Source organism: Comamonas sp. SCN 65-56, from assembly GCF_001724135.1.
Lineage (GTDB): Bacteria > Pseudomonadota > Gammaproteobacteria > Burkholderiales > Burkholderiaceae_C > Comamonas_C.
Genome location: NZ_MEDS01000025.1, coordinates 160,008 through 171,838, shown reverse-complemented (window position 1 = coordinate 171,838; position 11,831 = coordinate 160,008). Strand labels below are relative to the sequence as shown.

Here is an 11,831-nt window from a genome sequence, read left to right as displayed (position 1 = left end):
AGCTGCACCATCATGCTAGACAAGAAACAGCAGCGTCTGCGTCGTGCCCGTCAGACCCGCATTCGCATCGCCCAACAGGGCGCGGTGCGGCTGACTGTGCATCGCACCAATCTGAACATCTACGCCACCGTGATTTCCGGCTGCGGCAGCAAGGTGCTGGCGACTGCATCCAGTGCCGAAAAGGAAGTGCGCGAAGCCTTGGGTGGTCATGGCAAGGGTGGCAATGCCGCCGCCGCGCTGGTCGTCGGCAAGCGCATCGCCGAGAAGGCCAAGGCGGCCGGTGTTGAAAAAGTGGCGTTTGATCGCGCCGGTTATGCCTACCACGGCCGGGTCAAGGCCCTGGCGGAAGCGGCCCGCGAAGCGGGTCTGCAGTTCTGATCGGAGCAGAAAATGGCAAGATTTCAAGCCAAGGTACAAAACGAAGAGCGTGACGACGGCCTGCGCGAGAAGATGATTGCGGTCAACCGCGTCACCAAGGTGGTTAAAGGCGGGCGTATTCTGGGTTTTGCCGCACTCACCGTGGTTGGCGACGGCGATGGTCGTGTTGGCATGGGCAAAGGCAAGTCCAAGGAAGTGCCTGCTGCCGTTCAGAAGGCGATGGAAGAGGCGCGTCGGCGCATGGTCAAGGTGTCGCTCAAGAACGGCACCATTCACCACAATGTCGTCGGTCAGCATGGGGCTGCCACCGTCATGATGGCACCGGCTCCCAAGGGTACCGGCATCATCGCGGGCGGACCAATGCGCGCGGTGTTTGAAGTCATGGGCATTACCGACATCGTGGCCAAGAGCCACGGCTCGTCCAATCCCTACAACATGGTGCGCGCAACGTTCGACGCGCTGGCGCGTTCGACGACGCCAGCCGAGATCGCCGCCAAGCGCGGCAAGTCGGTCGAAGACCTCTTTGCCGCCTGAAGTCCGCTAAAGATACCGAGGCTACAGTGACAACTCAGCAAACCCTCAAGGTGCAACTGGTGCGCAGCCCCATTGGCACCAAGGAATCCCACCGCGCCACGGTGCGTGGTCTGGGCCTGCGCAAGCTCAACAGCGTGAGCGAACTCAAGGACACGCCGGAAGTGCGTGGGATGATCAACAAGATCGCCTATCTGGTGAAGATCCTCTGAAAGATCGATCATGGAACTCAACAGCATTCAGCCTGCAGCAGGCGCCAAGCATGCGGCACGCCGTGTCGGCCGCGGTATCGGCTCCGGTTTGGGCAAGACGGCCGGTCGTGGTCACAAGGGCCAAAAATCCCGTTCTGGCGGCTTTCACAAGGTTGGCTTCGAGGGTGGTCAGATGCCACTGCAGCGGCGCCTGCCCAAGCGTGGTTTCAAATCCACCCAGCTCAAGTACAACGCCGAGGTCACGCTGTCGGCGCTTGAAAAATTGGGGCTCGGCGAAGTTGATTTGCTGGCACTCAAGAAGGCCGGTGTGGTTGGTCAGCTCGCGCGTGTGGTCAAGGTGATCAAGAGCGGCAGCCTGACCAAGGCTGTCAAGCTTGCCGGTATCGGCGCGACCGCTGGTGCCAAGGCCGCGATCGAAGCGGTCGGCGGCAGCGTGGCCTGAGGGCGTTCGGGCGCATCGTGGCAACCAACGCGGCTCAACTGGCAAAGACCGGCAAGTTCGGCGATCTGCGTCGCCGACTGGTGTTCTTGCTGCTCGCCCTGGTGGTGTATCGCATCGGAGCACATATTCCGGTGCCAGGCATCAACCCGGATCAGCTTGAGCAGCTTTTCAACAGCCAACAAGGCGGCATACTGAACCTGTTCAACATGTTCTCCGGCGGTGCGCTGGAGCGCTTTACGGTGTTCGCATTGGGCATCATGCCCTACATCTCGGCGGCCATCATCATGCAGCTGATGACGTACGTGATACCGACCTTTGAAGCCTTGAACAAAGAAGGTGAGGCAGGTCGCCGCAAAATTACCCAATACACGCGCTATGGCACGCTCGGACTGTGCATTTTCCAGTCGATGGGAATTGCCGTTGCCCTGGAAGGTCAACCTGGTCTGGTGATCGATCCGGGATTCACGTTTCGTGTAACAGCGATGGTGAGCCTCACGGCCGGCAGCATGTTCCTGATGTGGTTGGGTGAACAGATGACGGAGCGCGGTCTCGGCAACGGCATCTCATTGTTGATTTTCGGAGGCATCGTCGCTGGATTGCCAAGCGCACTGGCAGGCTTGCTGGAACTGGTTCGTACGGGCGCGATGAGCATCATCGTCTCGCTGTTGATTGTCGCGGTGGTGCTGCTGGTGACGTATTTCGTGGTTTACGTCGAGCGTGGACAACGCAAGATCCTGGTGAACTATGCACGTCGCCAGGTCGGCAACAAGGTCTATGGCGGGCAATCGTCTCATCTGCCGCTCAAGTTGAACATGTCGGGCGTGATTCCGCCGATCTTTGCGTCGTCCATCATCCTGCTGCCCGCCACGGTCGTGAACTGGTTCAGCGCTGGTGATTCGATGCGCTGGCTCAAGGATATCTCCAGCACGCTTACGCCCGGCTCGCCGATCTATGTGATGTTGTATGCGGGTGCCATCATCTTCTTCTGTTTTTTCTATACCGCGCTGGTGTTCAACAGCCGGGAAACGGCAGACAACCTGAAGAAGAGCGGCGCCTTCGTCCCGGGCATCCGCCCCGGAGAAAATACCGCCAAGTACATTGACAAGATCCTGCTGCGGCTCACGTTCATTGGCGCGATCTATGTCACCCTGGTTTGCCTGTTGCCGGAGTTTCTGATTCTGCGCTACAACGTGCCGTTCTATTTCGGAGGCACATCGCTGCTGATCATCGTGGTGGTGACCATGGACTTCATGTCCCAGGTGCAGAACTACCTGATGAGTCAGCAGTATGAGTCGTTGCTCAAGAAGGCGAATTTCAAGACGACGATCAGTGGTTAGCCAGAAACAAGGTGTTCGCTTACAATGCTGGGTTTCGCTGTCGTACGGGCAGTAGCCTAGCCGGTTGAAAACACAAGGTCACCTGCCTTGAGCGCAGGGGCTTGATGTTCAGGAGAAAAAAATGAGAGTTTCCGCTTCTGTCAAGAAGATTTGCCGTAATTGCAAGATCATTCGCCGCAAAGGTGTTGTGCGCGTGATCTGCAGCGACCAGCGCCACAAGCAGCGCCAGGGTTGATTGAGAAAGTTCAGAGGACGCATATGGCTCGTATTGCTGGTATCAATATCCCGCCGCATCAACACGCCGAGATCGGGTTGACGGCCATCTATGGCATCGGTCGCTCACGCGCTCGCAAGATCTGCGAGGCTTGCGCCATTGGGTATTCGACCAAGATCAAGGATCTCACGGACGCTGATCTGGAGAAAATCCGCGATCAGATTGCGCATATCACGATCGAGGGCGATCTGCGCCGCGAGACCACCATGAACATCAAGCGGTTGATGGACATTGGCTGCTATCGCGGGATGCGCCATCGTCGCGGCCTGCCGCTGCGCGGGCAACGCACGCGCACCAATGCCCGTACACGCAAGGGTCCGCGCAAAGGCGCTGCGATCCTCAAGAAATAAGCAGTGAAAGAACACCATGGCCAAATCTCCCGCCAGTAACGCAGCCCAGCGTGTGCGCAAGAAGGTTCGCAAGAACGTCTCCGACGGCATCGCGCACGTGCACGCATCGTTCAACAACACCATCATCACGATTACGGATCGCCAAGGCAATGCCTTGTCGTGGGCGTCGTCGGGTGGTCAGGGTTTCAAGGGATCACGCAAGTCCACGCCGTTTGCCGCGCAGGTGGCGTCCGAAGTGGCGGGCCGCGCTGCTATCGAGCAGGGGATCAAGAACGTCGACGTGGAGATCAAGGGCCCCGGCCCTGGTCGTGAATCGTCCGTGCGCGCTCTGGGCGCGCTTGGTATTCGCATCACGTCAATTTCCGACGTCACGCCGGTGCCGCACAACGGTTGCCGCCCCCAAAAGCGCCGTCGTATCTGAGTTTTCAATAAGCCCACCGCCACCGTTTGCCTTGCGCGATGGTGGCTCCTGCGGCAGCTTGCCGCAGCAGAACAACCTAGGATTTCAAAGTGGCACGCTATCTCGGCCCCAAGGCCAAACTCTCCCGCCGTGAAGGCACGGACCTGTTTCTCAAGAGCGCGCGTCGCTCGATTGCTGACAAAGCCAAGTTCGACTCCAAGCCCGGCCAGCACGGCCGTACTTCCGGTGCTCGTACATCCGACTACGGCTTGCAGTTGCGTGAAAAGCAGAAGGTCAAGCGCATGTATGGCGTACTCGAAAAGCAGTTTCGCCGCTATTTCGAGGAGGCGGATCGCCGTCGTGGCAATACGGGTGCCAACCTTTTGTCTCTGCTTGAGTCGCGCCTGGACAACGTGGTGTACCGCATGGGCTTCGGCTCAACCCGTGCCGAGGCGCGTCAACTGGTTTCGCACAAGACGATCACGGTCAACGGGCAGTGTGTGAATATTGCCTCCTACCTCGTGAAGGCTGGAGATCAGGTGGCAGTGCGCGAAAAGTCCAAAAAGCAAGCGCGCATCGCCGAGGCGATGCAACTGGCACAGCAAGTGGGTTTGCCGGCATGGGTTGAAGTCAATGCCGACAAGGTTGAAGGCGTCTTCAAGAAAACTCCGGATCGCGACGAGTTTGGCGCTGATATCAACGAATCGCTGATCGTTGAGTTGTATTCGCGCTGATTTGGGTCGCACCCGCATTTTGCAATGGTTCCCGCGGGGCGAGGCATCGCCCCGCGGGCGCTTCATCAGCCTTACCGGTGTAACGAGCTGGGGGCATTGAGAGGAAGACTGCATGCAAGCCAATTTGCTCAAACCCAAGACAATCAACGTCGAACAGATCAGCACCAATCGTGCGAAGGTGGAGCTCGAACCGTTTGAGCGCGGATACGGCCATACGTTGGGCAACGCCATCCGTCGCGTGTTGCTGTCGTCGATGGATGGCTATGCACCGACCGAAGTGTCCATCGCCGGTGTGGTGCACGAGTACGCTTCCATTGATGGCGTCCAGGAAGACGTGATCAACATTCTCCTGAACCTCAAGGGTGTGGTGTTCAAGCTCTACAACCGCGATGAGGTCACGCTGAGCCTGCGCAAGGATACCGAGGGGATCGTCACGGCCAGCGATATTCAGACACCTCACGATGTCGAGATCATCAACCCCGGCCACGCCATTGCCACGCTGTCTGCCGGGGGCAAACTGGATATGCAGATCAAGGTGGAAAAGGGGCGTGGGTATGTGCCAGGCAATCAGCGCTGGCATGGCGACGAATCCAACAAGGTGATCGGCCGCATTGTTCTGGATGCGTCGTTCTCGCCCATCCGCCGCGTCAGCTATACCGTGGAGAGCGCACGTGTCGAACAGCGTACCGACCTGGACAAGTTGGTACTCGATATCGAAACCAATGGAACGATGACGGCAGAGGAAGCTGTACGCACCTCGGCCAAGATACTGGTCGAGCAACTGGCGGTGTTTGCGCAGCTGGATGGTGGAGAGATTTTCCCGTCGAGCGGTTCAAGTGGCCACGCGAGCAGTGCTGCGTTCGATCCGATCCTGCTGCGCCCCGTCGACGAACTCGAACTCACGGTGCGGTCGGCCAATTGCCTCAAGGCCGAGAATATTTACTACATTGGTGATCTGATTCAGCGCACCGAGAACGAACTTCTGAAGACGCCCAATCTGGGGCGCAAGTCGCTCAATGAGATCAAGGAAGTGCTGGCTTCTCGTGGGCTCACCTTGGGCATGCGTCTGGAAAACTGGCCGCCAGCGGGTCTCGAAAAGCGTTAACAAGGAACACCGGGCGGTCGCCGCCCTGTGCAGCGGCGGGTACCTGAAACGGCCTGTCGTATTACAAGCGTAAAAAGGAAACCACCATGCGTCACGGAAATGGACTGCGCAAACTCAACCGCACCAGCGCCCATCGGCAGGCGATGCTGCAAAACATGATGAACTCGCTGATTGAGCACGAGGCCATCAAAACCACATTGCCGAAGGCCAAGGAGCTGCGCCGTGTGGTGGAGCCCATGATTACGTTGGCGCGCAAGGACACCGTCGCCAATCGCAGGTTGGCCTTTGCGCGCCTGCGCAGCCGCGATAGTGTCACCAAGCTGTTCACTGACTTGGGTCCGCGTTTCATGAACCGACCAGGCGGGTACACCCGTATTCTGAAGATGGGGTTCCGCGTCGGTGACAACGCGCCCATGGCGTATGTCGAATTGGTCGAGGGCGCTGCAGAAGCCGCGGTCGAGAACGACAAGGCTTGATTGCGCTATAATACAAAGCTTATCGCGCGGTGGAGCAGTCTGGTAGCTCGTTGGGCTCATAACCCAAAGGTCGGAGGTTCAAATCCTTCCCGCGCAACCAATGAAATCAAGGGGTTACGACAGTGTCGTAACCTTTTTTTTGGGTTTTGGGTTATTGCTGCAATTTTGCTGCAATGGTTCCTACACGCCTTGTCCCAACATAGGGAGCAAGGATGGCAACCCTCACATACCGCGGTCCGTACCAGTGGCAGGCAACTGTCCGAAGAACTGGCTACCCCAGCCAGACCCGCACGTTCGAAAGCAAGCGAGATGCCCAGGATTCGGCGGCCACCGTCGAGTCGGAAATGCGGCGCGGACTGTTCATTGACCGCTCCGAGGCCGAGCGCACGACTTTGGGAGAGCTGCTGGTACGTTACCGGACAGAGGGGACTCCCATGAAACGAGGCAAGGGGCCGGAGTTGTCACGCCTCAAGCGCCTCATCGCACACCCGATACCTGCGTACCCCTACCTCCCCCATCACATTGCAAAGCCTGGCGCGTGCCTATACCAGGTATATCGACTCACGCCCTCATCATGGCAAACACCCCTATCGCACGCAGCAAGAGCGCGGCACTTTCACGCATCCTCGACAGCATCCCCAAGGGCTATACCCGCTACACCTTCGGCCAGGTGCCCGCGGAGAAGGCTCGCAAGCTCCTTGAGAAGCTGCACGAGCGCCATGGCATCGGCTGCACGCCGGCGCAGCGCATGGCCCGCAAGTCACGCGGCATGGCCAACGCCATCTTGGTCACCTACTCGGCGACCGGCGAGGCGACGACCCAGGTGCACTGGTTGATGCTGTTCACGGCGGGCGAGCTGGCGGCTCCCCGCTCGCGCGGGGCAACCGATCGGGCCGTCTGGCTACACGTCTGAGTCGGGGGCCTATCCCCGCTCGCGCGGGGCAACCCAGGCGACGCGCCAGGCATTTGCTTCGTGCTGGGGCCTATCCCCGCTCGCGCGGGGCAACCGAGGTCGAGGCGCGGGGGCAAATGCCGCTGGTGGGCCTATCCCCGCTCGCGCGGGGCAACCGCCGAATGGCAATACCATCTGCAGAGCCATTGCGGCCTATCCCCGCTCGCGCGGGGCAACCTCGCTCAGAACTACCCTGACGCGGTGCTTGTGGGGCCTATCCCCGCTCGCGCGGGGCAACCCGTTCAACTCAACCACGATAGGCGATGGACAGGGGCCTATCCCCGCTCGCGCGGGGCAACCGGCACGCTGACGATCACGCGGGCGGGGGTGACGGGCCTATCCCCGCTCGCGCGGGGCAACCCAGCGGCGCGAGCCTTCGCGTTGTGGAACAAAGGGCCTATCCCCGCTCGCGCGGGGCAACCGCGAGCACGCCCGCGTTCATCAGTCTGGCGAAGGGCCTATCCCCGCTCGCGCGGGGCAACCCGTGTCGATCGCCTGCTCGCCATCGCGGGCGAAGGCCTATCCCCGCTCGCGCGGGGCAACCGTCTCGATACATACACGCATGCTTACCCCCCGGGGCCTATCCCCGCTCGCGCGGGGCAACCGCACCGATATAGCCACGCTGGCCCAGCGGGTCGGGCCTATCCCCGCTCGCGCGGGGCAACCTTGATGATATTAATCCTTCTCCAATTTACTCAGGGCCTATCCCCGCTCGCGCGGGGCAACCAAAGCCAATGATCTATTTGCATCCCAACAATAGGGCCTATCCCCGCTCGCGCGGGGCAACCGGCACGGAATGGCATTGCCAACTGGCGGACGGGGGCCTATCCCCGCTCGCGCGGGGCAACCTCAGGGCCACCGCACGCGCAATGGCGGCGAATGGGCCTATCCCCGCTCGCGCGGGGCAACCAGCCTGTCCGCCCCGCTGGCCGCCCCGCTGTAGGGCCTATCCCCGCTCGCGCGGGGCAACCCTGGCGCTCCTCCCACTCCTCGTACACCGCGGGGGCCTATCCCCGCTCGCGCGGGGCAACCCTTTTTGCGCCCGCTCCTTGCCTCGCGCCAAGGGGCCTATCCCCGCTCGCGCGGGGCAACCCTGGAGATTGACCAGCAGCTAGCCAGTGGGAAGGGCCTATCCCCGCTCGCGCGGGGCAACCTGGGCGACGGTCGCGTAGATGGTGTGCTGGCCGGGCCTATCCCCGCTCGCGCGGGGCAACCTACGTGGACGAGAACTTCCCGCTCGGTCTGAAGGGCCTATCCCCGCTCGCGCGGGGCAACCGTTAAGCGCCCACGTCCAGTAGGACTTGGGCACGGCCTATCTCCGCTCGCGCGGGGCAACCTGGCAGTGGCGCCAGCAAGGCCGAATTGGCCTGGGCCTATCCCCGCTCGCGCGTGGCATCCCAACTGGTGTGGCTCACGGGCACGAGCGGCGCGGGCCTATCCCCGCTCGCGCGGGGCAACCGAGCGTGCTCGCCGTCAGGAGCGCCTGGAGTCGGGCCTATCCCCGCTCGCGCGGGGCAACCTAGAAACCCAGCATTTCGGTGGCCTGCCAACGGGGCCTATCCCCGCTCGCGCGGGGCAACCGTGTAGCTCATGACGTCGAACGCCTTGAGCCGGGGCCTATCCCCGCTCGCGCGGGGCAACCGATACGGCGTATTGGGTAGGCGTCACTGCGCCGGGCCTATCCCCGCTCGCGCGGGGCAACCCTGGTGACGTACCAGACGCCGCCAATCCGCGCGGGCCTATCCCCGCTCGCGCGGGGCAACCACGCCGTACTGCGGGTCGGCGATTTCTTGCTGGGGCCTATCCCCGCTCGCGCGGGGCAACCGTTGGTTGGACCAACCCTGTTCCACCACGCGCGGGCCTATCCCCGCTCGCGCGGGGCAACCGGCCAGGCGCCGGGCCTCGTTTTCGTCCTGCAGGGCCTATCCCCGCTCGCGCGGGGCAACCCAAGCTGCGCCTGCTCTTGCTGGGCGGCGATGGGGCCTATCCCCGCTCGCGCGGGGCAACCGAGAGGGTGAGCGGCTGGGCGATGGTGGGAACGGGCCTATCCCCGCTCGCGCGGGGCAACCTGCACCATGCGATCGAACGCGCGCAGGTCGTCGGGCCTATCCCCGCTCGCGCGGGGCAACCGCCGAGGCTCAGGAGGCGTAGACGGTGGGGAGGGGCCTATCCCCGCTCGCGCGGGGCAACCTGGCCGCAGTCGGACAGCACCATCACTGCTAGGGGCCTATCCCCGCTCGCGCGGGGCAACCTCAATCCCAGGAGGGAATCCAGCATGGCCGCCGGGCCTATCCCCGCTCGCGCGGGGCAACCGCGCTGTCATTGTCTCCCGCCTACGCTACACACGGCCTATCCCCGCTCGCGCGGGGCAACCGCTGTCGTCGCCGGGCTCTTCGTGCGTCGCGAGGGCCTATCCCCGCTCGCGCGGGGCAACCAACTGCGGGTACTTGGCGCGCTTGGCCCAAAAGGGCCTATCCCCGCTCGCGCGGGGCAACCTTGTCCGGTGGCCTTGATGTAATCCTCCTCCACGGCCTATCCCCGCTCGCGCGGGGCAACCCCGCGCCCATGGGCTGGCCATCCTTTGCGGATGGGCCTATCCCCGCTCGCGCGGGGCAACCCCGCAACATCGCGTCGATCAAGTCCAAGGGGCGGGCCTATCCCCGCTCGCGCGGGGCAACCGTATTCGACAACGACGTCGTTGATGATCACCCGGGCCTATCCCCGCTCGCGCGGGGCAACCCCACTACGGCGCTCCTGTCATCACTGGAGACAGGGCCTATCCCCGCTCGCGCGGGGCAACCCGCTTTTGATTCAGCTCGTGCCGCGCGAGAAAGGGCCTATCCCCGCTCGCGCGGGGCAACCGCCATCTTCACGTCGGCGGCCTTCGTGGCCCGGGGCCTATCCCCGCTCGCGCGGGGCAACCCCAGCCTGCAGTTCTACGCCCGCTTTGCCGGCGGGCCTATCCCCGCTCGCGCGGGGCAACCGTGGGCACACCTCACGCCCACGCGCCTGGTGGGGGCCTATCCCCGCTCGCGCGGGGCAACCTGCGTCACGCCCCCATGCGCTGACTCTGGCGGGGGCCTATCCCCGCTCGCGCGGGGCAACCGCTCAGGACATGGGCTACAAGGAGCGGGCGAAGGGCCTATCCCCGCTCGCGCGGGGCAACCGCATTGTCTGGAGGAACGACATGACAATTATTGGGCCTATCCCCGCTCGCGCGGGGCAACCGGCACTGCATGGACGTAGACAGTGTGCGCATAGGGCCTATCCCCGCTCGCGCGGGGCAACCCGCGTCAGGCGCGAAAAAAGCGTGCTGCCCTCGGGCCTATCCCCGCTCGCGCGGGGCAACCGCCGCACCACGGCAGGAACACCGCCTTGCAATGGGCCTATCCCCGCTCGCGCGGGGCAACCGCCATGACCTTGCTGGCGCGGATTTTGATGTCGGGCCTATCCCCGCTCGCGCGGGGCAACCGCCTACAAGAGCGATTATGAAAACGCCAACGCGGGCCTATCCCCGCTCGCGCGGGGCAACCCGGCTGACGGTGTCGACGTCGTCGAACAGGGTGGGCCTATCCCCGCTCGCGCGGGGCAACCTGCGCCAGGCCGGAGACGCTGGTGTTGGTGGCGGGCCTATCCCCGCTCGCGCGGGGCAACCGGTGTAGGTGGTCATGAGTGGGCTCCTTTGACGGGCCTATCCCCGCTCGCGCGGGGCAACCCGTGGGTTTGTGGCTGATGGCACCATAGGGCGGGGCCTATCCCCGCTCGCGCGGGGCAACCTCGCCCAGGCCGACGTCGCCCGCCTGAGCGAGGGGCCTATCCCCGCTCGCGCGGGGCAACCTGGTTGCGCGACCGAGCTGAATCATCGCTAGCGGGCCTATCCCCGCTCGCGCGGGGCAACCCACCACCGCCGTGGCTGCGCTGGGCGCATCCAGGGCCTATCCCCGCTCGCGCGGGGCAACCGATGCCGCGCAGGGCGTGCAGGCGCTCGGCAAGGGCCTATCCCCGCTCGCGCGGGGCAACCTGTGGTAGGCGACGGGCGCGCCGTATTGGTCAGGGCCTATCCCCGCTCGCGCGGGGCAACCGCAATGGCGGCTTTCCATGAGGCGGGCGAGCGGGGCCTATCCCCGCTCGCGCGGGGCAACCGCAGCGGTCATCGATGATGGAGAAGCCGCGCAGGGCCTATCCCCGCTCGCGCGGGGCAACCTGCGGCGCCGACACGCAAGACAACCGCATCGAAGGCCTATCCCCGCTCGCGCGGGGCAACCGATCCCCTGCCCTGCATCGCCGAGGTGCGGGTGGGCCTATCCCCGCTCGCGCGGGGCAACCGGTGTCGCGCAGGCGGTTGTTGATTTCGCCGAGGGCCTATCCCCGCTCGCGCGGGGCAACCTGCGGCGCCGACACGCAAGACAACCGCATCGAAGGCCTATCCCCGCTCGCGCGGGGCAACCATCGATCAGCCCATCGCGGCCAGCCTTCGCTAGGGCCTATCCCCGCTCGCGCGGGGCAACCTTTCTTTGGCCGGCAGCAACGCGGGCGCTTTGGGGCCTATCCCCGCTCGCGCGGGGCAACCACCGACGCCCAGAACCGCCGCCTGTGGGCCATGGGCCTATCCCCGCTCGCGCGGGGCAACCTCGATCGAT

At 63.7% G+C, this 11,831-nt stretch carries 11 protein-coding genes, 1 tRNA gene and 1 CRISPR repeat array (1 of these 13 only partly in view); all 12 genes read left to right on the top strand.

Annotation, left to right across the window (positions count from 1 at the left end):
* Positions 1-12 precede the first annotated feature (12 nt).
* The 12 genes from rplR (at position 13) to ABS45_RS13665 (ending at position 6,339) form a co-directional block, all read left to right on the top strand.
* Entirely contained in the window at positions 13-378 is a 366-nt protein-coding gene (gene rplR / locus ABS45_RS13720) for a 50S ribosomal protein L18 (RefSeq protein ID WP_291556295.1), read from the top strand.
* A 12-nt stretch (positions 379-390) separates the two neighbouring features.
* Positions 391-912, top strand: a complete 522-nt coding sequence (gene rpsE, locus ABS45_RS13715) for a 30S ribosomal protein S5 (RefSeq protein ID WP_291556293.1) — start codon at positions 391-393, stop codon at positions 910-912.
* Positions 913-938: 26 nt separating this feature from the next.
* Complete coding sequence (rpmD, locus tag ABS45_RS13710; RefSeq protein WP_024538823.1) at positions 939-1,121, top strand: 50S ribosomal protein L30; 183 nt, start codon at positions 939-941, stop codon at positions 1,119-1,121.
* Between the two features lie 10 nt (positions 1,122-1,131).
* The gene (gene rplO, locus ABS45_RS13705; RefSeq protein WP_291556290.1) at positions 1,132-1,563 is read left to right on the top strand and encodes a 50S ribosomal protein L15; all 432 of its coding nucleotides are present in this window, start codon (positions 1,132-1,134) and stop codon (positions 1,561-1,563) included.
* A gap of 17 nt (positions 1,564-1,580) precedes the next feature.
* Positions 1,581-2,900 (top strand): preprotein translocase subunit SecY, encoded by a 1,320-nt coding sequence (gene secY, locus ABS45_RS13700; protein WP_291556288.1) that lies wholly within the window; start codon positions 1,581-1,583, stop codon positions 2,898-2,900.
* A 121-nt stretch (positions 2,901-3,021) separates the two neighbouring features.
* Positions 3,022-3,135, top strand: a complete 114-nt coding sequence (gene rpmJ / locus ABS45_RS13695; RefSeq protein ID WP_084301239.1) for a 50S ribosomal protein L36 — start codon at positions 3,022-3,024, stop codon at positions 3,133-3,135.
* A 23-nt stretch (positions 3,136-3,158) separates the two neighbouring features.
* A complete protein-coding gene (rpsM, locus tag ABS45_RS13690) occupies positions 3,159-3,524 on the top strand; it encodes a 30S ribosomal protein S13 (RefSeq protein ID WP_024538820.1) in 366 nt (121 codons plus the stop codon).
* 16 nt (positions 3,525-3,540) lie between these two features.
* Positions 3,541-3,945 (top strand): 30S ribosomal protein S11, encoded by a 405-nt coding sequence (gene rpsK / locus ABS45_RS13685; RefSeq protein ID WP_291556286.1) that lies wholly within the window; start codon positions 3,541-3,543, stop codon positions 3,943-3,945.
* Between the two features lie 89 nt (positions 3,946-4,034).
* A complete protein-coding gene (rpsD, locus tag ABS45_RS13680; protein WP_291556284.1) occupies positions 4,035-4,658 on the top strand; it encodes a 30S ribosomal protein S4 in 624 nt (207 codons plus the stop codon).
* Between the two features lie 112 nt (positions 4,659-4,770).
* A complete protein-coding gene (gene rpoA, locus ABS45_RS13675; RefSeq protein ID WP_291556282.1) occupies positions 4,771-5,763 on the top strand; it encodes a DNA-directed RNA polymerase subunit alpha in 993 nt (330 codons plus the stop codon).
* Positions 5,764-5,849: 86 nt separating this feature from the next.
* The gene (gene rplQ / locus ABS45_RS13670) at positions 5,850-6,239 is read left to right on the top strand and encodes a 50S ribosomal protein L17 (RefSeq protein ID WP_291556280.1); all 390 of its coding nucleotides are present in this window, start codon (positions 5,850-5,852) and stop codon (positions 6,237-6,239) included.
* A 23-nt stretch (positions 6,240-6,262) separates the two neighbouring features.
* Positions 6,263-6,339, top strand: a tRNA-Met gene (locus ABS45_RS13665).
* Positions 6,340-7,096: 757 nt separating this feature from the next.
* Positions 7,097-11,831: a CRISPR direct-repeat array (repeat unit 29 nt; unit sequence GGGCCTATCCCCGCTCGCGCGGGGCAACC); it runs 296 nt beyond the window's last position.